Annotated in this window: 18 protein-coding genes and 1 pseudogene; 1 reads left to right on the top strand and 18 read right to left on the bottom strand. The window is 39.8% G+C overall.

From position 1 onward, the window contains the following. From QZ334_RS02040 to moaC, 5 genes and pseudogenes are all read right to left on the bottom strand, one after another. A pseudogene (locus QZ334_RS02040) lies at positions 1–292 on the bottom strand (epoxyqueuosine reductase); the annotation flags it as partial. A 137-nt stretch (positions 293–429) separates the two neighbouring features. Further along, complete coding sequence (gene murB / locus QZ334_RS02035; RefSeq protein WP_105086446.1) at positions 430–1,362, bottom strand: UDP-N-acetylmuramate dehydrogenase; 933 nt, start codon at positions 1,360–1,362, stop codon at positions 430–432. Next, positions 1,334–1,702, bottom strand: coding sequence for a YlbF family regulator (locus QZ334_RS02030; RefSeq protein ID WP_295231520.1), 369 nt, complete (start codon positions 1,700–1,702; stop codon positions 1,334–1,336). The genes murB and QZ334_RS02030 overlap by 29 nt, the downstream gene beginning before the upstream one ends. 104 nt (positions 1,703–1,806) lie before the next feature. Next, positions 1,807–2,292 (bottom strand): tRNA (uridine(34)/cytosine(34)/5-carboxymethylaminomethyluridine(34)-2'-O)-methyltransferase TrmL, encoded by a 486-nt coding sequence (gene trmL, locus QZ334_RS02025; protein WP_005385766.1) that lies wholly within the window; start codon positions 2,290–2,292, stop codon positions 1,807–1,809. A 28-nt stretch (positions 2,293–2,320) separates the two neighbouring features. Continuing rightward, entirely contained in the window at positions 2,321–2,833 is a 513-nt protein-coding gene (gene moaC / locus QZ334_RS02020; RefSeq protein ID WP_024064775.1) for a cyclic pyranopterin monophosphate synthase MoaC, read from the bottom strand. 108 nt (positions 2,834–2,941) lie between these two features. Here moaC and QZ334_RS02015 point away from each other — a divergent pair, with 108 nt between their 5' ends. Continuing rightward, the gene (locus QZ334_RS02015; RefSeq protein WP_060924061.1) at positions 2,942–3,619 is read left to right on the top strand and encodes a metal-dependent hydrolase; all 678 of its coding nucleotides are present in this window, start codon (positions 2,942–2,944) and stop codon (positions 3,617–3,619) included. 124 nt (positions 3,620–3,743) lie between these two features. On the opposite strand, the gene QZ334_RS02010 is transcribed toward QZ334_RS02015, so the two are convergent. From QZ334_RS02010 to QZ334_RS01950, 13 genes are all read right to left on the bottom strand, one after another. Further along, entirely contained in the window at positions 3,744–5,387 is a 1,644-nt protein-coding gene (locus tag QZ334_RS02010; RefSeq protein ID WP_323758618.1) for a VWA-like domain-containing protein, read from the bottom strand. A gap of 135 nt (positions 5,388–5,522) precedes the next feature. Continuing rightward, complete coding sequence (locus QZ334_RS02005; RefSeq protein WP_024065598.1) at positions 5,523–6,623, bottom strand: AAA family ATPase; 1,101 nt, start codon at positions 6,621–6,623, stop codon at positions 5,523–5,525. Positions 6,624–6,636: 13 nt separating this feature from the next. Continuing rightward, a complete protein-coding gene (locus QZ334_RS02000) occupies positions 6,637–7,443 on the bottom strand; it encodes a hypothetical protein (RefSeq protein ID WP_295231514.1) in 807 nt (268 codons plus the stop codon). A 113-nt stretch (positions 7,444–7,556) separates the two neighbouring features. After that, a complete protein-coding gene (locus QZ334_RS01995; protein WP_005385754.1) occupies positions 7,557–8,207 on the bottom strand; it encodes a potassium channel family protein in 651 nt (216 codons plus the stop codon). Between the two features lie 34 nt (positions 8,208–8,241). Next, complete coding sequence (locus QZ334_RS01990; protein WP_295231511.1) at positions 8,242–9,603, bottom strand: TrkH family potassium uptake protein; 1,362 nt, start codon at positions 9,601–9,603, stop codon at positions 8,242–8,244. 10 nt (positions 9,604–9,613) lie between these two features. Further along, positions 9,614–10,630, bottom strand: coding sequence for a carbohydrate kinase family protein (locus QZ334_RS01985; protein ID WP_295231509.1), 1,017 nt, complete (start codon positions 10,628–10,630; stop codon positions 9,614–9,616). Between the two features lie 213 nt (positions 10,631–10,843). Beyond that, on the bottom strand, positions 10,844–12,484 hold the full coding sequence (gene hutW, locus QZ334_RS01980; protein ID WP_295231507.1) for a heme anaerobic degradation radical SAM methyltransferase ChuW/HutW: 1,641 nt from the start codon (positions 12,482–12,484) through the stop codon (positions 10,844–10,846). Positions 12,485–12,503: 19 nt separating this feature from the next. Next, positions 12,504–13,022 (bottom strand): flavodoxin family protein, encoded by a 519-nt coding sequence (locus QZ334_RS01975; protein ID WP_009351304.1) that lies wholly within the window; start codon positions 13,020–13,022, stop codon positions 12,504–12,506. 62 nt (positions 13,023–13,084) lie between these two features. Continuing rightward, entirely contained in the window at positions 13,085–13,879 is a 795-nt protein-coding gene (locus QZ334_RS01970) for an energy transducer TonB family protein (RefSeq protein WP_295231502.1), read from the bottom strand. A 2-nt stretch (positions 13,880–13,881) separates the two neighbouring features. Beyond that, entirely contained in the window at positions 13,882–14,289 is a 408-nt protein-coding gene (locus QZ334_RS01965; protein ID WP_039969325.1) for an ExbD/TolR family protein, read from the bottom strand. Between the two features lie 2 nt (positions 14,290–14,291). After that, complete coding sequence (locus QZ334_RS01960) at positions 14,292–14,909, bottom strand: MotA/TolQ/ExbB proton channel family protein (protein ID WP_227721226.1); 618 nt, start codon at positions 14,907–14,909, stop codon at positions 14,292–14,294. Between the two features lie 35 nt (positions 14,910–14,944). After that, on the bottom strand, positions 14,945–20,032 hold the full coding sequence (locus QZ334_RS01955; protein ID WP_295231501.1) for a TonB-dependent receptor domain-containing protein: 5,088 nt from the start codon (positions 20,030–20,032) through the stop codon (positions 14,945–14,947). Positions 20,033–20,305: 273 nt separating this feature from the next. Then, positions 20,306–21,196, bottom strand: coding sequence for an AraC family transcriptional regulator (locus QZ334_RS01950; protein ID WP_323758617.1), 891 nt, complete (start codon positions 21,194–21,196; stop codon positions 20,306–20,308). Positions 21,197–21,268 lie beyond the last annotated feature (72 nt).

Raw genomic sequence — 21,268 nt, 5'->3', positions numbered from 1 at the left:
ACAGAGATAATAGTAATCCTTTTGCATATCGCTTCTGCAGCGAAACAGGAAACTTATAATTTCCAAAATACTCGGTACAAACTACTATAGATTGTGCCCAAGGATAATTATCTTTTAATGCTAGAAAGTCTTTACTATGAGCATATACATCTTCACTTTCAGGTACATCTTCTAAACGCTTCGTCAACCGATCTTTATAAAAATCAAGTGCATCAAGAGGCACTATACCACAACTATCATAGCCACATGCTAGCGCTTTATCATGAATCTCTCGTGCCAATAAAGTATTCATATCATCGCCTCCTAAACATTGATTAACTATATAGTTATCATACTCTTTTACAGACTATAAAAAAAGATTTCTTATGAGTCCATTCTCCCGAAAAAGTAATGATACATAAGAAATCTTGTATTAATATTTAGTTTGTATTAATCTTCACCAATCATACGTACTTCTGGCTCCAGATGTACACCATGTTGATCATATACGCGTTTTTGTACCTCTTTAATAAGATCAAGTACATCTTTAGCTTTAGCATTACCAGTGTTGATAACAAAGCCAGCATGCTTATGAGATACTTGTGCATCACCAACAGATAATCCTTTAAGACCTGTTTGTTCAATCAAAGTACCTGCAAAATACCCTGGTGGGCGCTTAAAGGTTGAACCCGCGCTAGCATACTCTAAAGGTTGTTTAGATTCACGCTTTTCTGTGAGCTCATCCATGCGAGCCTTAATAGCATCCTTATCACCAGGTTGTAACGTCATAATAACCTCCCCAATAACCTCATGATTATCGTGGAATACGCTATGACGATATCCAAAATCTAAGTGAGATGCATCGTACTCCTTAATATTGCCCTCGAAGTCTACAGCTAGTACTGAAGTGACCACATGGCTCATTTCCCCGTCATAAGCACCTGCATTCATAAATACAGCACCACCAAGTGTACCTGGAATACCAATGGCAAATTCAAGGCCAGATAGTCCGTTTTCCCAAGCAAATTCAGAAGCATCTTTTAACATATAACCAGAACCAATGCATAATACATTATCATTGCAATCCATGATTTGTGTCATATGTCGAACCGATACGACAGCACCGCGAATACCACCATCTTTCACCAAAATATTGGAGCCGCAACCAATAATAGTTACAGGCACTTGTAATTCGTGAATCTTGCGTAGCGTAAAGCTCAACTCATCCATCGTTGTAGGTTCAATAAATAAATCAGCAGGACCACCAATTTTAAATGTCGTATGATGACAAAGCAGTTCCTGTTCTCGTACACGTGTACTAGGTAATTTCTCTAATAAGGCTTCTTTTAAGTCCTTAATGTTTTGGTTGTTGTTGTTCGCCATGATCTAACACTTTCATCCCCTCAGTGATTGGTTCGCTAATGATTTTATAAATATCATTAGAGATTTGGCTCCAACGCATTTGTGCTTGTAAATAAGCAGCCGCTGCAGCATTTTCTTGAATTTGAGGCATCAATTCCTCTTGTTTCTTTTGCAATTCATCAGCTTCTGGTGCACCAGACAACTTTGCGTATTCCCATTGCATTTGTTGTGCCATAAATGTGCGTACCAACGCCGCTGCTACTGCGTCAGCTTTCAAAGCTTCTTGAGCTGCCATTAACTCTTTGTACTCTTCGGATTCACTCATAGCGTGAGCTAAATCATGAGCTTTATCGTAGTTCATAATATCCTCCTCTAACAACACCTGTCAAAATACTACCTATCATGTAGATTGGGTAGGATTTCTAACACATATTTATTGTATATCTCTCAATGGTGAAAGTATATTTATTTAGGTTGAATCCAGTTGCCTTCGGCTTTAAGATCTGGATAATCAAGTTGGCGCATAGCTTCATAGGCAATAATGGCTACTGCATTAGATAAGTTTAAAGAACGCGCCTCATCTACCATTGGTATGCGAATACATGTTTCTTCAACACCTTCTAATAAACTTTCAGGCAAGCCTCTTGATTCAGGGCCAAATACGAGCATATCCCCGATTTCATACTTTACCTCAGAGTGGGTATGCTTTGCTTTTGTAGTAGCGTAGAAATATCTGCGATCAGGATATTTCGCATACAACTCTTGAATATTTTCATGTACCTGTACATCTACCAAATGCCAATAATCGAGACCAGCTCGTTTCACGTGCTTATCGTCGATAGAAAAACCAAGTGGTTTGATAAGATGTAGGGTCATGTGATTAGCTGCGCATAAACGCGCTATATTTCCTGTATTGCCAGGGATTTCTGGCTCATAAAGTACTATTTCCATTTTCGTTCCCCTATTCTTTATATCTATATTATTCTACAAAGGAACGCACAAAATGTCCACTTTTCCCGCCTTCTTTTTCTACGAGGTATGTAGGGCCCATAATCATGCCTTTATCAATGGCCTTACACATATCGTATACGGTGAGCAATCCCACTTGTACAGCTGTAAGGGCCTCCATTTCAACGCCCGTTTTTCCAGTAGTCTTAACGATGGCACGTACCTTAACGGCCTTGTTATGATTTTCATCAGTGCAAGCAGGGCTTTCACCATCTACTAAAGAGCAGTGAACCTCAACCTTTGTGAGTGCTAATGGATGACAAAGAGGAATGAGATTGCTCGTTTGCTTAGCTCCCATAATAGCAGCTAGTTGCGCAACACTAAGGACATCGCCCTTTTTTATAGTACCTGCAGCAATGCGCTCATAAATTGCATCATTGATTGCTATGAATCCTTCTGCGATGGCTGTGCGGGATGTGATATCCTTATCGGATACGTCCACCATCCAAGCATTACCATCTTGGTCAAAATGTGTTAAATCCATACTATATCCTTACTAATTATGCATAAATTATCATCAATAGTTTTATTTTCATTAGTTATATTATACAATAGAATTAAGATTTATATGTATAAGGAAGGAAGTGTTCCTATGAAAACAAAACTAACTTATTTCGGTCATGCTTGCTTTATGCTCACTCGCGGTGATGTGTCCATGATTTTCGACCCATTCTTAACAGGTAATACATGGGATATCGCAAAAAAAGAAGATATCAAATGCCAATATATCTTTGTCAGCCATGGTCACGATGACCACTATGGCGATACAGATTTCATTGCTAAAGCAAATGATGCGCTCGTTATCTCTACTGCAGAGGTAGCTGGTAAAGCAGCAGCTGCTGGTTGTCGTACACACGCTATGCATTTAGGCGGTAAATTTGACTTTGAATTCGGTTCTGTTCGCATAGTACCAGCCTTCCATGGTGCTGGTATCCCTGGTGGTCATGCAGCAGGTTGTATCGTAGACTTCTACGGAGATATTGTATACTTCGCAGGTGATACAGCACTCTTTAGCGATATGAAATTGTTGAATCGCTTTGGCGATATTGACTACGCTTTACTTCCTATCGGTGATAACTTCACGATGGGCGTTGAAGATGCAGCTCTTGCTGCTTCTTATGTAAAAGCGCGTATCTCCATTCCAATTCACTACAAAACATGGCCTGTTATCGACCGTGAACCAGGTGTATTTACAAGCTTAGTTGAAGGCAAATATAATCAAACAGCCCTCATTATCGATCCAGGTTCCTCTATCGAGCTCAATAACTAAAATAAAAAATAACATCTACGTAGAAATGACGCAATTCTAAGGAATTGCGTCATTTTTATATGCTTTTATAAACGCTTCTCTAAGTTAAACCAAAATATATCACTGCTCACCTTTATAAAGCAGCCTAAACCTCTTGGTTAGCCATAGAAAAGCCACTACGACTAGACATACGTACAAATTCATCTATATCTTGTGTTTCATCTACACCCACATAACCTAGTTCACGAACCATGCCATACGGATTATGAAGAGATAGTTGAGGCTTTTCTCCTGTAAGAACCCATAAAACCTTATACCCTTTCGGAGCCTCTCGTAATCGTTCCTCGCCTTTGCCATCCGTGAAGTAAACCAATAAATCCACACGGTTTTGATTGGCTAAAGAAAATACTGGCGAGAAAGCTGTTGCACCGCGCACATCAAGGCGAGGCTTTACATCTTTTACTGATTCCATCGTATACGTACGGCGCACCTCATTATCACATTCTACAACGGTGATGCGATGGTTATAGGCATGTACAATTTGCAGTACTTGTTCTAAGGCGTTCGTAAACTCTGCATCAGTAATACTACCACTCATATCGAGAGCAACCCATACATTAGCCTTATGTTGACGCAAGGTACCAGACAACTCCAAGCGCTCAGGTTGACGACGATTGCGACGCATCGTCGTTTTTTTGTACCCACTTACTACCTTGCCCATGAGCTTTTTAAGGTAGAAATACCACGGAAGAGCACGACGTGTCTTTTGGAAGGTATCGATGAGACTCTTCACATACCCTTCCATATCACCTTTTGAGGCTTCGTTGATATAGCGCTCCGTAATTTGGTCCATCGTATCCGTATCAATGGAATCAGATTCATCCCAAATATCATGGCTAGTTTGAGGGTCAAACTCCATAGCTACAGCTGTATCAGAATTATCTAAGGGTACAAATAGTTCAGGCTTTTCCTTCATCGCCTTATCGATGGCCTTGGCGTAATACTCAATGGTACGGAATCTTTTGAGCATCAATCCAAAACGTTCATTTACATTGGCTACAGTAACCGCATCACGATCAACATGTTCTAAGTAGTCATTTACAACCATATCCATCGCCATATGTACAGCCGTTTTATTAAAGCTTTGACTCAATGTTTTTACGCGCATCAAATGTGCAGAAATGATATGAAGAATTTCACGCTTAATGCCATCCTTCATAACATCTGGTGGCTGGCGTAGTAAGATAAACGGATTTACATATAATACATAGCCACCTTGTTTTAAGTTAATACCGAAGGCACTGGTCATATCAAAACGAATACGATGAGCCATTTGCAAATAGAAGTAACCAAAGAATTGGTCCTCTTCAAGGAGTAAGCTATTTACATCATGCAAAATATTCCATAATCGTTGCTCAAAGGCAGGTGTCATAACGGCTTGTTGCATTATCGCAAAATCAGTGCCTTCAATTTGTATCTCATCTAAGGCACGTCCTATGGTCCCTATATGACTATCAGACATATTATGGTTCATCAAGTCCGCCGCTATGCGTTCTGGTTCCATGCTATGATGTTGTTCTTCATAACTATCTACATAGGCTTCGTAGGCAGCATAGATTTGCGTGTACAAGGCCTCTGCTTCACGATGAATACGCTCCCGTTTTGCATGCCAACGATCGAGAGCCTCGATGGCCTTCTCATCATAGGAACCTGTTTTCTCCCACCCATCTATATGAGTGAGTAAATCAGAGGCGTCGCGAATATCATCTTTATCTAAATTTCGTTGCATCATTCCACCTCCTTTTTCGTTTAACATCAGATTTTATGTATATCATATTTTATATATTGGTTATTGTATCCCCAATCATTCGCTAAATTTCTTTATCCATATAGACAGCTTCATTTAGTTAACTATGGAGCAGAACTATTTTTGTGCTTCAAAGAAGGTATCGATGAACAAGTCATCTTCAATCGCATAGGCGTATACCCGCTCATAAGTGTTTCGTAAATCTTTCATAACTGCTACGCGTAGATCACCTGGATACAATGTAAGGAATTCAATGAAGTGATGAACTTCTTCAGCATTACTATTGCGATTTAAACGATGCAACATATTTTTAGCCGCTACATATAGACGAGTTGGGCTTTCACCTTTAACCTGTTCAGCCATAGACATAATGGCCCCTGGCTTTTGAACCGCCCCTAATACATCATCAAAGGTAATAAGTGGTTCTTGGTCTGACTCGATAAAGTTAACAAACGCCTCAGCAATGAGTTTACCTACGTTACCGCGGATAACATTCATAAATACATCGCGACTATAGGCTGAACCTTCTTGGTTTTTATAAATCGTATACAGGCCAGATACGCGTTCAAAGGAGCGTGGTGTCGCATCAATATCATCTTCATGTCGTTGATTTAAATACTCTGGATAGGAAGAAATGAATTCGATAACTTTTTCCTCAATACCAGCACTTATAGCCCAGTCAATCCATTGCATATAATCAGCATTCATATAAAGCCATACAAAACGATTTTGTTGCGCCGGGTCCATGTCGATAGTTTGGTAGTCAAAAGAATCCTCAGGGTTCATAGCGGCGATGATACGCACTTGATCACTTAAAGAGAAGCCATTGATTTCACGATTCAAGATAAGATTCATTAACTCCTGTTGTACTGCATGTTCAGCACGGTTAATTTCATCGATAAATAATAATACTTGACGACCTTTATCCACAGCTTGAGCCACATGCTCCAACGTATGATGTACAGCATACACTGTAGTCTTTACAGAATGTGTGTTACCACGACCATCTGTATGTGTTACAGATTCTACAGTTGGCAAACCACCAATTTCACCTTCTTTTAAAAGATTTCCATCAATGGTTACCAATTCCCAGTCATGCACAGTAGCTACGCGTGCCGCAAGAGATGTTTTACCAATGCCCGTTTCACCAACGAGCAAAGGCACTTGATTAGCAGCAAGCACTAATTCTACACTTGCCATTGTATCTATAAAGTTCATTGTATCTCCATTTCTAATACTTCAAATATTCACTGACTGCAATTTTCTTAACAGCCCTAGTTCCATAAGCGTCTATAAGTGACAATAGGTCGATATGCCATTTAGATTGGCGACCACCGATAGCTTGGTTGTTAATCAATTCACGAATATAGTCTTCATCAGCTGTATCACTAGAGATGGCGCTAATGATGATCGATTTAATTTCGTCCACAGTGACCCCTAAATCATTTGGTATATACCCTAGTGTGGCAGCACTTACACCAAATAGGTGCAATGCCAAGTCCTTTGTAAGCTTTGTAATTTGCCGCATCGCTTGAGAATCTTGTTTAACTGCTGCTTCTAATACGGCTACGCTAGGCTCATCAATATAACGTAATGCCAAGTAGTTCTCTTTAACCGCTTGCAATTGTACGGCTTCACTAGGTGCCTTAATATATTGCAAAGCATCATAGTTAGACTTTACAGCTTCTAACTGCAGTGCTTCAGATGGATTTGCAATATAGCGAATAGCCCAGCCAGATTGATCGAGTGCACATTGAACAACTGCATCAGATGGGGTATCGATATATTCTAAAACAGCCCAATCTTTTTTCACCAAGGCCTGTAATAGTTCTTCTGTAGGATGTTCCACGAATTGTATGGCTCGTGGTGATTGTGAAAGCGCCGTTTCAATAACCTTTTCGGTAGGTTCTTTAATGTATTGCAACAACATGCCATTTTGAGCTACGCAGGTAAGTTGCATTGCTTCTGTAGGGTTTGGAATATTCCGAATTCCATGGGGGTTATTGGTCAGCGCCGTTATGTATTGTTCTTCTGTCATACTAACCTTCATTTCTATTTAAAAAGGCCATACGAATACGTATGGCCTATACTGAATTCTATTTTTATTGTATCACATTTTTTCGATATAATTATATCTCTTTCGTATACTTACTACACCGTTAATGCATCTAAATCAGAATTATTCCCAATTACTAATAATTTATCATCTTCACCGAGAATGGTAATTGGGTTTGGTGGAACTTCTAAATCTTCACCGCGTCTTATGCCTACTGCATTAAGATTATATTTCTCACGCAAATTAGAATCCTTTAAATTAGATCCTACCAAGAATGTTGGCACCTTAATTTCTATGAGACTAATATTTTTAGATAGTTGTAAATAATCCATCACATGGTCTCTAGTTAAAAACTGTACAAGGCGTAATGCCATATCGTATTCAGGGTAAATCACTTGATCTACACCTATTTTATGAAGCATTTTGCCTTGTATATTATTTTCAGCCTTGGCCACAATTTTAGGTGCATTTAATTCTTTAAGAAGCATAGCTGTCATTAAATTAGCTTGAAGATTTCCACCTATAGCCACAATAACCATATCAAACTGGCTTAGGGCCAATTCTTTGATTGCCTCTTCATCAGTTGTATCTGCAACTATAGCATGTGTTATAAATGGCGAAATTTTCTGTACAACTTCTGGATCAATATCTACACCTAATACCTCATGCTCCATGGAAGCTAACATCTTGGCAACAGTGCCACCAAATTGACCAAGACCTATTACTGCTATCGTTTTATGTTTCATATATGACCTCTTTTATATTCAATCTAATCTATTTTTATAACAATACACGCTCTTCTGCATAGCTAATTGGTTTAGTCGGTGCCGTTCTTAGCGCCCAAGTACCAATAACAGTCATAACCCCTACACGACCTGTAAACATAACAAGCATCAACACCCATTTACTACTTTCAGATAAATTAGGTGTAATACCCGTTGTAAGACCTACGGTCCCAAAGGCAGAAGTTACCTCAAAAAGTAGTCGAATAAAGTCATATGGCTCATCCCAAGCCAAATAACAAGTAGCAAATAAAACAAAAAGGATAGATAAAAAGATTATCCCATTTGCCTTAAGTACAGTAATCAACGAAATACGACGTTCAAAAACCTCTGTATCAGGACGGTTATTAAATAATGTACGCGCTGCTAGAAAAGCGACGGCAATAGTACTAATCTTAACACCGCCCCCTGTAGAGTTAGGACCTGCCCCAATAAACATAAAAATGATAGTAATAAACAGTGTAATTGGATGTAAATCATTATAATCTACAGTTGCAATCCCCGCTGTACGAGGTGTAATCGATTGAAACAGAGATGCCATGACCTTGTTCCATATAGGTAAAGGGCCAAACGTTTTGGGATTCGCCCACTCAACCCCCAAGAAAATAATAGTTCCTAAAAGGATGAGCGCCGTTGTACCAACTAACATTATTTTTGTATGTAGTTTTAAATCTACAAATCGTCGTAGCTTGCGATGCGACCAAATATCAAAAGTTGCGAGATACCCAAAACCACCTATTACAATAAGGGCCATTGTATTCATATTAAATAATACATCGCCCACCATAGCATAAGGTAGATCATTATCAAAGAATATAAATCCTGCATTACAAAAGCTGGAAATAGATTGCATAATCCCCGTATATAAAGCAGCATCACCAATATAGGGATATAGCTGAATAGTATAGATAATACCCCCAATTATTTCGACACAAAAGGTATAAATGGTTAGCTTCTTCGTAATATGTAGAAGCCCTTTCATGCCATCTTGCCCTACATCTTCTGACAAAAGCACGCGATTTTTCAGACCTACCCGTCGCCCTAATACTAGAGCAATAATAGTGGTAAAAGAAACAATCCCTAAACCACCTAATTGGATAAGGATTACCATGACGATTTTGCCAAACAGGGACCAATGATGGTAGGTATCTACTGTTGACAATCCTGTTACAGAAACACAAGATACTGCGGTAAAAGCTGCATCTACAAGCGTTGTACTATGGCCTTGAGCATGTGATATGGGCAACATGAGTAATATCGTCCCTATAGTCATGGTAGCCAAAAAGCTAAGGGCTAATAGGCGATAAGGATTTTGTTGCATATATTGCTGAACTTGATTTTTTGAAGTATTTTTCCACATAACTATGGTCCTATCCTATTAGTTCCTGCACTGACTTTAACGTTGGTAGTGGGCTGCGCCCGCCTATGCCTTGTGTATTTAAAGAAGCTACCGCAGATGCAAAAATAGCGGCCTTCTCTAAATCGGAATGTGCACAAGCTTTGAGCAACTCTACAGCATGTATAGATGCACGGTCATGCTTAGTCGTCGAAGTTGTGTCTTGCCCCTTCATATGATTAATTGTATGTACTAAATTAGCTAGAAAAGCACCATGAAAGCTATCCCCAGCCCCCGTTGTATCTACTACGGTAGATTGAGTAAATGGTTCACATCGATAAAATGTTCCATCAGGCCATACAAAATAACTACCATTTGCACCATCCGTAACACCTGCAATACATGCACCTCGTTCATGAATGATACGACAAGCCTCTTTTAGATTAGTTGTGCCCGTATATTTTTCAGCATAATCACGAGCTACGATAACGATGTGACTGGCTTCAGTAATAGGCTTCATGTCTTCATCGTAACGCTGAGCACCACCATCTAAAGAAATAATAGTGCCTACCTCTTTTGCAACGGCCATAACAGAGCGCATGAGTTGGCGATGTCTACCATTGATATGCAGAATATAGGCAGATCCTATCAGCTGCTTATGGGTATCTAAAAACTCAGGCTCAGTTGCAGTAGACCGTTCAAAAAATACAGCACGCTCACCAGTACTCTGTTTTACGAGGATTGTTGCCACACCGCTCTTAGCACCGCGTTCAACTTGAATTGCCTCTGTATTAACATTGTATTTTTCAAAGTCATCTAATATATGACGACCTACCATGTCATCACCAATGCTATCAATCATAGCGGTACGGGCACCATATTTTCCTGCCACCGCTAGTGCTGTAGCCACTGGCCCACCACCATCTGTAGTAGACGATACGACTTGTTGTACCTCACGGCCTGTAGGATAATGATCGACGACGATAAATCGATCTAATGTACTGGCACCTATGCCAACAATATCTATATGTTTTTGAGGAAATGTACTCATACTAATCTCCTAACTCCGAAAACATAACTATTCATACAACAATATTACTTCTTATAGTTACAGAATACCTTTCACCTTATAAAAAGTAAACCCCAGACCATGGTCTGGGGTTTACTTTGTAGTACAAAGTGTACTGTATGTCACGTAGTTTGTCTTATTTAGTATATGTTGTGTGTGAGAAAGGTTGTTAGATATAAGGTGTACTATAACAGGTTAAGACATCATACGCTCCATCATATATTCAATTTCATCAGCACTCAAATTGTACATAGCCTGTACCATTCGCTCTGCTGACTCACCAGATGCACCGCTTTTCGCAATTTCTGCTTTTGCCTTAGCTATAAGGGCTTCCTTGCGTTGTGCTTCGGAATCTTCATCTGTTGGTACGGAAATATTAGCTTTACCTTGACCAATACCACGTACCTCTTGGTTAGGATTATCTTTAGATGTTGTTTTCGTATCTTGGGCGGCCACCGCTTCCATAGCGAAGGAGTTTTTACCAGTCATGATATACTCCACAGCCTCCAAGGTACTTTGTGTAAGATTTACCGTCCAGAATTCACCAGCTGCAGTCAATTTATAAAGTAACCCATTGTAAGCTACAAGACCACGTTCTTCCCATAATTTATAGAGCCAGTTTAATTCTTCTAGTCTTGGCTCTAGTGTTACCAAACTCATAATATTGAGGAACCCTTGTTCAAGTTGGCTTACCACTTGATTTACGACGGGTTGTAACTCACTTTGTTTCATAAGAGCCATGAATGGTTTTTCACCGCGAATAACCATATCTTCGTATGGCTTTAATGCACGATGTAACATCATGCCGTACCCATCCACATTACCACCGGCACCGCTACCAAATGGGAACATAGGCACGCCCGCTTTAGCCAAGATATTATACAAGCTACGTTCACGATTATTAGCACTCCAGTGAGCAGCACTCAATCGGCGATAGGAACGCTCATTAAGGTACTTACGACCGAATTTGAACATATCCCCTTGCATAGCTGTCGTCGCAGCAGCTGGCACCTTACCGTTTGCAATATCTTTATTAAGATCACTGCCATCAAATACGTTCAATTGATATAGGTCAGCACCATCTACGCCAGAGATTACTAAATCAGCTAGATCTTGTTCCCAAACCTCCATAGTTTGACCAGGCAAACCATAGATTAAGTCGATAACAACAGAACATTGACCATAGGCTTTCAACGCAGCCAGCCGTTCTAATACGGTTTCTTTCGTATCTAGACGGCTTACCATTTGACGAACTTCTGTGTTGAAAGATTGTACACCAATAGACATGCGGTTTACGCCGTTTGCCATCCAAACATCGAGATTTTCAGGAATCAAATCGTGAATACGGCCTTCTAAGGTAAGCTCATAATCGTTAGCTAGTGGCAAATATTCTTTAATTGCTTTTAGCAATCGTTCAGAGTTTGCTGGAGATAACGATGTTGGTGTACCACCGCCAATAAATAGGGCGTGGATTAATCCATCTTTTAATCTTGGACGCTCACTAGCTAGTTTTAACTCGCTAACAAGACCATCAATATATTGGTCCTCTACGTTTTGACTCGTACCGTTTTGGAAGAAGCCACAATATGTGCATTTAGTCTTACAAAACGGAATGTGAATATAGGCGCATTGCATTTCACCCTTTTTCGGTGTGCCATTCATTAAGGTATCCCAAACGGCTTGTGTTTCCTTTGGCGAAACTAAGGTGCCATTTAGCCCTGCATGAACAACCCGTTTATGAGGGAATGCACCACTCATCGGATTATCGCATTCTAAACCTAATTGTAGATTGCGTTGTTTCTCCGGAATGGATTCAAAGAAACTTGCTAAACTCATACTCCAATCCCCTTTCAGTTTAGGCTTGCAACTTTGCAAGTACAGATTTCGTAAATTCTTTTGCATTTGCAAAGTCTTGTTCGTCTGGATGCGTTTCAGCCGCTTTATGTAAGGCATCGCGTTCAGGGCTTTGACCATGAGCAGATCCAGGTGGGAACATTTTATACATCATTTCGATGACTTTTGGATCAATTTTACCTTGGCATACGAAGCCATCTACAAGGGATTCCTTATTTTGTAGTAATTCAGATGCTTTTTCAATACTTTCACGAGCATGATCAGAATCTGCATACATACCTAATGTGGCAAAGAATACGATATTAGGATTTGTTAGGGTTTCAATCAATTTTGCAGCCTCTTTATTTGCTGTACCGCGGTCTACCCAGAAACCTACGAAAACAGTGTCATAATCAGCTAAATTCTCAGGCGCCTCTTTTACAGGAACGCAAGGCGTACCTTCAGGCATAACGGAAGCCATTGCTTCCGCTACGCTTTTTGTATTTCCCGTGAGGGAAGAATATAAAATAATTGATTTCATAATTAGCTCCTTTAATTCTTGGATGAGTATATTACTAAAATAGATCTATTACATAGATACTTTTATTCTTCCTCATCATCAGAGGATTCGTGACCTCTAAACTCAACTGGTACCTTGATATCGATATCTTCGCCTGTTGGATTTTTATATGGTGTTGCGGCCACTACGGCAGACATTGCTGCATCATTGAATATTTCATTTGTAGAATATATGATACTTTGTCCAATAAGACTACCATTTGTATCAAGTGTTACTTGTACAGTCACATCGCCTTGTAATTTTCTTTTTAAAGCCATGGAAGGCATTTGTGCATTGTCTTGCACTCTTGCACGGAATCCTTCTACATCAAATGCAGCTTTCACCGTACCATGACCGTCACCTTTACCAGTGCCGTCACCCTTACCATTCCCCTGACCTTGGCCATCACCATTGCCAGTGCCATCACCTGTACCGTTTCCACCGCCAGAGCCGCCACCATGTCCGGGGCCGGAACCACCTGTGGAATTATCACCAGAGGTATTACCTTTATGTTCGCCGCCTTTCGGGGGTACATCTACTGCATCAGGAATATCTCTTGCAGTAGATGGATCAACATTTGCTACAACAGCCTTTGTTCTTGCCGCTACTTCATCAGCCGATAATGGTTTAGGGAATAGGTCTGACCTGTTTCCGCCACCACCGCCGGCATGACCACTGCCGCCATCATCGAGCACACTTTGTGTGAGGTCGATTTCATAAGTTTCCATGTCTTGAATTGCTGGAACCACTACGAAAAAGATTACGGCAATAAATAGAGCAATAAGATGAACTACGGCGGATATAATGGCTGCTTTTTTCCATGATATGCCTAGTCCCATAGTTATCCTTTCTGTTCAGCTGCAATAGCCAAGCGTTTAACACCAGATTGCTTTAGCATATCCATAATCGCTACTACTTGACCATGAGCTGCACGTTTGTCGGCTTGTAAGATAACACTAGCGTTAGGATTTTCTTGAATCCGTTGTTTAATCATAGCTTCTGCTTGATCAATACTCATTGGATTGTTATCAATTGTAATATGCCCTTCCGCATCAAGTGTAAATACAACTGGTAACTGAGCCGGTGCAGATGCACTAGTAGCTTGTGGTAATTGTACAGATAATGCTTTTTGAGCCACTGTTTGTAAGCTATTCATCATGAAGAATACCAACAAGAAGAAGATAATATCAATCATTGGGATAATCATGAATTCAGGCTTTGTTTTCATACGAAAGCTTTGTAAGTTCATAATCATTTCCACCCTTCTCGCTTAGCGCTAACAATGCTAACACACATATTTTCAATTTGGTTAATGATAGAATCCAAACGATGACTGAATACTGTATATACAATAAAGGCCATGATGGCTACGCACAAACCAGATGCTGTAGCGATGAGGGCTTCACCAACACCACCAGTAATAGCAGATGCGCCCGCACCGGAGTCGAGGATACTGAAAGAACCAATCATACCTGTTACTGTACCTAATAGGCCCAATAATGGAGAGATTGTAACGGTAGCACTGAGATAGTCCATATATTTACGGAAGCCTACTGCGTCTACGCCCATTTGGTCAGCAAAGGCTGTTTTCATAGCTTCCTCGCTAGAAGCATTATGTAAACCTGCTTCTGCAATACGGCTCGCAATAGATGGGTTTTCTTTGATTACTTTATCAATTTCTGCCCAGTTTTGTAATTTTGCTAGTTCATTGACTGCATGGGTAACAACGAAAGTTTTACCGGCATATTTGTGATAGTAGAAAGCTCGTTCTGCAGCGATAGCGATAACCATGAAAGACAAGAGTAATAATGGATACATTACATATCCGCCGCTATGAAACAAGTGAATGACATAATTTAAGTTTTCCATATTAGTAACCTTTCTGCCTGTTTACAGACTGAACATTAGAACCTGTAGGTCCCTTGAATTCTTGTATAATCGCCTAACTTAAAGCTTTCACTACCATATAACGTATCTCGTTTATTAGTACCTTTCGCATCAAATGTGTAGAATGCTTCAAGGAGTAAATCCTTGCGAGGCACATAGCCAGCACCGAATGTAAAGCTGCGAATACCGTCGAGATAACGATCCGGAACTGCACCACTACCATTACCACCGAAGAAGGAGCCATGTTCAAAGTATTTGTAATCGATGAACGCATTCCAAGATTTAGGAATATCTAGGTCGGCACGACCAATATCTAGACGAGCCATCCAGAAGTGTGGTGTACCACCCATTTGATGACCTTTAAGAGCAAAGTCGGCTGTGCCACGTTCGTGTTGGTATACAGTGTTACCATTTAAATAACGACCCAAGTTGGAACGGTTTTGACCGTAATCAACGGTAACAGATGCATTAGCACCTAACTGATATTTAGCACCGATACCGAATACATGAGCTACATTGGAGAAGCTATATTCATCATTACCGTTGCCATTTGCATTTAGGTATGTATGCGTTTTACCGCCAAAGGAGCGTAAATACCACGCTTGTAACCCAAGACGAGAGCCTATTTGTTTCTTGTATTGAACAAAGGCAGCTTTATCAATAGCTGGTACAGTATCTTTTTCAAGAACTACCCCTTCTGTACGAATCAAGTTACCAATGATCTTACCAATCGCTTCACGTGGTAATTTGTTTTCAGACTCTGCATCATGTACAACCTTTTCAAGATTATACATATAGTTGAACAATGCATTTGGCATGCCCCAACCATAGTAAGAACTACCTTCACCCCAGTCATTAGAGGACATTGTAAAGTTCTTTTTGTAAATTGCATCTTTAGCATCATAATCACTAAATACATAACTACCACTATCGTATTTATATGTTTTAGCACCTAAGTAACCAGTGAACTCATAATCACTAGCTGGTTGTCCATAGTAATCATAAGATTGTTTGAATGTGCCATCTGGCTGTTTAACCCAAACCACATCAAGCTCACTATTGTTATAGTTGCTCCAGTTATCTGTAGCATTATATTTAGCAATTTCTGCTACGGATTGATTAATCTCGTCACCATGTTTTTCAACATAGGCTTTAGGATTTACTAAAGCATCTTTATTATCAGCAGATACGATAAGACCTTTAGCCTTTTCTTTTAAGTATTCAGGGTATAAAGAAGAGTTCACATTATACATAATGTCCCCGGTCTTATAGAGTTTTTCCCCTGTATTCTTATTAGTGATTTCATACATTGCATAACCACCAGATGGTATATCGAGGGAGAATTTCTTCTCAGCCATATCTGTAGGGTATGCCTTAGCAAGAATATCTTGTAAGCGGCTCATCACTTGAGCTTGTTTTTGTTGTGTTTCCACAAGCTTAGCATTTGCCTTTTCAAGCTCTTGATCGCGATTTGGATTACTCCATCTTAAATCCAAGGTTTCTTTATAAGCTTCATATTCAGCTTGCAATTCTTTCAGTTGTTGATAGAAGTAAATGCTATCTGTCTTACCTTTATAAGTAGAATCATAAATACCATTAGGGCTATCTGGTGCAGCTGTATCTTCACTAGATTTTTTCTCACCATCAGAACCGGTTTTAGTAGCACTTTCAATATCGTATGGGAACTCATCGCGATTAATACCGATTAACTCAGCCGCTGTTGGCGGTCTGTAGATAACTTCATGTACTGCGTGAGTATAGGCAGAATCAGTGATACCTGTACTATGTTTGAAAGTACCAACACCGATACGAACTTGAGAGTCATGGCCATTCCAAACGGCACGAACACCGTCATAAGATTGACCGAACCAATAGCCACTCGCCCCCATAGGCTCTGTTAAGCGGCCCACAGATACGTCCCATTTTTTAACGCGTCTCGTGAGATCTACTGTATCGAGTCGTTGATGGTTAAAGCCTTTAGAATCAGATTGAGTCCAGATTGTATCTACACCACTCATGCCAGTCGCACTACCGATAACTTTGAGGTTTGTAAACTCATTAAGACGTGCATCGAAGCCAAGGCGTAAGCGTTGTTCAAAGCTATGACGATTAGCATCGTACATATTCGCTTTCGCAGAACCAATAGCAGAGTTCTCTCTAAATGGAGATTGCGGTCTGTTAGAACCATCATGCGCCATCCAACGCGCTCTGTAGTCGCCAACTAATGTAACACCACGTTCTTTTGTGGTATCAAAATCAGAACGAATAAAGTCAGTTAAACGAACTACATCAGCTACATTTTGTACACCAGATTCTGCATTTACTACTTCGCCATTAGCGCCATTAGGTGTATTGGAGCCTACTGCATTAACAGTTGTGCCATCCTTAGATTTGCCGATCGCTGTAGTTTTGCTGCTGTCGCCACCACCGAATTTAAGGTTAACGCCCATGCGGTATACCCGTTCTTGTGTAGCACGGTCATCATCGCGATGGTTAAAGATATTGTTGATACCAAAGTACATCATGGCATTTTTATTAAATCGTTTTTGAACCATTACGTTCCAAATGCCAAATGTTTTCTTTTCATAGGTTTGCTTATTATAAACACCTGCATCACCGGACAAGATATCTGGCCAGTAGTTACCGCCATTGTTAAGGGTATTACTATCAAGCATGTTGATATAGTAATCACCCCAAATGGATCCATTCCAACCGGATTTAGGATTGTCATAAGTAATGCCGATGTCAACTTTGTGCATAGGTTTATCAAGCAACTGACGAGGCATACTTGGATCGCTCTTGTTGATGGCATGTAAGTATGTATAACCTAACTTACCAGACCAATATTTGCCGAACTTTTGTTGTACTTCCGCTTGAACACCTGTGATTTCTGCTTTACCAATATTTTTAAAGCTGTAAATCATATCTGGTGCCCGTTGGTACTTCGCATCGCCTTTGAGGTATGGTGCAAAGTCCATGAAGTCCCCTGTGAAGTATACAGACATATAGTTCTTGATGCGGTTGTGGAATACACCTACGCGCGCATAAGTATTTTTATTTTCACCTTCCAAGCTCATATCAAAGTTGACAGATTTTTCAGGTTTTAAATTAGGATTACCAGCCCAGTACCAACCGAGTTTCGCTACACCAATCCCTACAGGGTTAGAAGCGTACATTTCCCAGTTATACCACAATTCACCCATACCAGGCTCTGTATAACCAGTACCTACATTGGCTTTAAATCTACGGTGTGTATTACCATTTACGTTATAGGTCATCCCCAAGGACGCAGACAAATTGGAACCAAATAGACTACTATTATCAAAACGAAGAATTGGAGATAAGGTTAAATTCTTATTCACCTGCCAGGTATCAGAAACATAAGCATTTAACTTGCGAATCGTACCACTACCAGTTGTTAAGCGTTGATCACGGCTACGATATTCTTCTAAGAAGGCTTTACCATTTAGCTTAGGTGCTTTTTTACGCATTTCTGGATCGTTAGACTCGCCATATTTAAAGTAGTCACCTACGATATTGGCACGTGTAGCAGATAATACGGGATTTTCTGCTTTTAAACGATCTTCCAAAGCTTTATAACGAGCTTTAAACTCATCCGTTACAGGTTGATTATTAGGGGATGTACTAGACCAATCACTTAATCGGCTTTCAGATAAACCATAATTTATATAGTCATCGTATGTAATACCTGGTTTTTGAGCATCTGTTTCGGCACCATAGTATTCATAATCCATATCCCATTGCGGCATGCCACCACCGGAATTGATGAATTTGTAGTCGTGGATATGAGAATAAACTTTAATGCTATTATCACCTTTACGTCTTACAAGACGGTCTAGTTTATCTACAAGCAAGCTCTTATCATAGTCCCATGGATCGATGTACATTGTGCTTGTATTAGGAGAGCTCTTCAAACGGCTACCAGAGCCTTCTTCGCGAGCATAGCTTACGCCGTAGCTAAGCAAGTGATTTTTATTGAGTTGTGTATTCGCATTAGCTCGAATGTCTAATTGACGGTGATCGATATTATCGATATAGCGTAACTCATTGGAGCCTTCATAAGCTGAACGACCAGTATAACTAATGAGGGCTACGTCATTTTCTTTGATGCGGGAGTAGTTAGTTTCAACTGTCCAGTCGCTTTTACCAGCTCGAGAGGACCATTGTAAGTTTGCTGTATTACGGTCCGCAGTACGTTTGAAATGTTGTTGTGGCTCTAAGTCGGAGTCAGAGTGTTTAACATCGCGTACAAGATCTTCTGTATAACGGTTGAGACGCATTTCAAATTTATTTTTATCGTTTGCATCATAAGTTGCTACAAGACCAATATCTGCCGCATCACCATAGTAACGAAGTACATTTGGTTTGAAGTTATGCTTAGCATAATCAAAAGCCATGCCTGAGTCACGACGTTTAACGGATGCTAAAACAGGCATAAGATCACGTTTACTACCAGATAAACCGACCTTTAATTTCCCCATTTGACCAGAGTCGGCACGAATGAAAAAGTTTTGGTATGGGAACGCATCGCCATCGCTCTTACGACGCATACCTTCTGCATTTAATTGCAAAGATGGTTTCTTTTGTGCCTTTTTAGTGATGATATTAACTACACCACCTATAGCATCAGAGCCGTATTTAGCACTGGCAGCACCTTGTATAACTTCTATACGTTCAACGTTTTCTGTACCTAGCCGTTGCACTTCGTCTGCTGCACCAGAGTACTTATCAAAATCGCCGAGTACCGGTTGACCATCTACAAGAATTAATGTGTGACGCGCTTCGGCACCACGGATGGATACACCAACACGGCCCATAGCATCAACGGTTCTAGATACACCTGTTTGAGTAAATATAATATCTTCGACGGACTTCGCCTGTTTCTTTTCAATATCTTTCTTGGTAATGATTTGCACTTGCTGTGAGTTCAATTTTGCTTCTTCTTCTGCCCATGTACCTTTGACATGAACAACATCTGTCGTGACAGTCGCATTCCCCGCCCACACTACAAGCGGTGCACTAAGCCACAAGGCAACTGCACTGGACAGAATAATGCTGCGTTTTACATGTCCCCACCTATTCATTGTGCCCTCCTAAAATTTAATGAAATATATTATGTTGTATCTTTTACACCCATAAAAAAAAGATACACTTTAGCAACACATAATGACATTGAATATCATTTATATTTTAATGTTAGCAAAGTGTATCTTGCATATCTACTCCGAAAAGACCAAAAATATACATTTCGGACAATATTAAGTTTTATAACCTACCCGTTCTAAGCCTTAAACACTTATATTTTAAATATTACTAACACTATAATGCATGCCTTGGTTTAGTTTGGCTTAAGGTATTTATACTTTACGATAAGCACTAGGCGTTACACCTGTGGACTCTTTGAATGCACTAGTAAATTTACTACCATTCTCGTAGCCTACAGCATTAGCAATTTCTAAAACAGATTGATCTGACTCTTGAAGCAAGCGCTTAGCGGCATTAATACGACATTCCTTTAAATATTGATGGATTGTCGTACCATATACCCCTTTAAAACAACGCTTTAATGTTGATGTAGGAATATCAAACTGCTCAGACAAGGAATCTATGGTTATCCGTTTCATAAACTGTGTAGATATATGTTCATTAACGGCTTTTACAATATCTACTTGTTGTTTACGATAGGAGCTTCTCTTTTCATGATTAGTTGTAGAAATAACAGATAACAGTAAGAAGATTTCAATAACTTTTAATTTAAAATAGTGCCCCTTGATTTGATCAGGCACATTATATAAACTAGAAAAAATCTGACGAACAGATTCCGTCTCTTCCATCATCATACCAAAGTCAGAATGCTCACAGAATCGATTTGCTAATTGAGTCAAATCGATGCGCGCTTCAGTCACAAGTGCATCTAATACGGGTTGAGCCTTTTCAACATCTACGAGTAATACAATCCCTTTAAAGAGCTTTGTAGGGAAGTAGTTCTCATGTTGATAATCAGCATGAATATGCCATCCTATGGACATATCACCGGGCCCCATATATAAATAATCACCAGATGTAAACTTGCACTCAATGCGCCCCTCTTCACAATGATTTATGGCAAACGTCTTTGTATGTGATTTTGCATAAAATTGAATTGTTTCTTGCTTCACATCAAGGAACATCAAATCGATACCGTCAAACACTGTATGTCTCGACATAGAATTTCCTGCATGTGAAACTGCATGATTATGTGGATTCATACGATCACCATATACACAAATACTATAAAAATTATTATATACATAATTATCATAGCCTGTCATATCCGGAAC

The organism is Veillonella sp., assembly GCF_019414865.1.
In the GTDB taxonomy this organism is placed as follows: Bacteria; Bacillota; Negativicutes; order Veillonellales; family Veillonellaceae; genus Veillonella.
This window is presented reverse-complemented; position numbering and strand designations above follow the sequence as displayed.

Coding starts and splice junctions, on each gene's coding strand:
- murB (WP_105086446.1), bottom strand. CDS start 1,362: ATGGCGAACAACAACAACCAAAACATTAAGGACTTAAAAGAAGCCTTA.
- QZ334_RS02030 (WP_295231520.1), bottom strand. CDS start 1,702: ATGAACTACGATAAAGCTCATGATTTAGCTCACGCTATGAGTGAATCC.
- trmL (WP_005385766.1), bottom strand. CDS start 2,292: ATGGAAATAGTACTTTATGAGCCAGAAATCCCTGGCAATACAGGAAAT.
- moaC (WP_024064775.1), bottom strand. CDS start 2,833: ATGGATTTAACACATTTTGACCAAGATGGTAATGCTTGGATGGTGGAC.
- QZ334_RS02015 (WP_060924061.1), top strand. CDS start 2,942: ATGAAAACAAAACTAACTTATTTCGGTCATGCTTGCTTTATGCTCACT.
- QZ334_RS02010 (WP_323758618.1), bottom strand. CDS start 5,387: ATGCAACGAAATTTAGATAAAGATGATATTCGCGACGCCTCTGATTTA.
- QZ334_RS02005 (WP_024065598.1), bottom strand. CDS start 6,623: ATGAACTTTATAGATACAATGGCAAGTGTAGAATTAGTGCTTGCTGCT.
- QZ334_RS02000 (WP_295231514.1), bottom strand. CDS start 7,443: ATGACAGAAGAACAATACATAACGGCGCTGACCAATAACCCCCATGGA.
- QZ334_RS01995 (WP_005385754.1), bottom strand. CDS start 8,207: ATGAAACATAAAACGATAGCAGTAATAGGTCTTGGTCAATTTGGTGGC.
- QZ334_RS01990 (WP_295231511.1), bottom strand. CDS start 9,603: ATGTGGAAAAATACTTCAAAAAATCAAGTTCAGCAATATATGCAACAA.
- QZ334_RS01985 (WP_295231509.1), bottom strand. CDS start 10,630: ATGAGTACATTTCCTCAAAAACATATAGATATTGTTGGCATAGGTGCC.
- hutW (WP_295231507.1), bottom strand. CDS start 12,484: ATGAGTTTAGCAAGTTTCTTTGAATCCATTCCGGAGAAACAACGCAAT.
- QZ334_RS01975 (WP_009351304.1), bottom strand. CDS start 13,022: ATGAAATCAATTATTTTATATTCTTCCCTCACGGGAAATACAAAAAGC.
- QZ334_RS01970 (WP_295231502.1), bottom strand. CDS start 13,879: ATGGGACTAGGCATATCATGGAAAAAAGCAGCCATTATATCCGCCGTA.
- QZ334_RS01965 (WP_039969325.1), bottom strand. CDS start 14,289: ATGAACTTACAAAGCTTTCGTATGAAAACAAAGCCTGAATTCATGATT.
- QZ334_RS01960 (WP_227721226.1), bottom strand. CDS start 14,909: ATGGAAAACTTAAATTATGTCATTCACTTGTTTCATAGCGGCGGATAT.
- QZ334_RS01955 (WP_295231501.1), bottom strand. CDS start 20,032: ATGAATAGGTGGGGACATGTAAAACGCAGCATTATTCTGTCCAGTGCA.
- QZ334_RS01950 (WP_323758617.1), bottom strand. CDS start 21,196: ATGAATCCACATAATCATGCAGTTTCACATGCAGGAAATTCTATGTCG.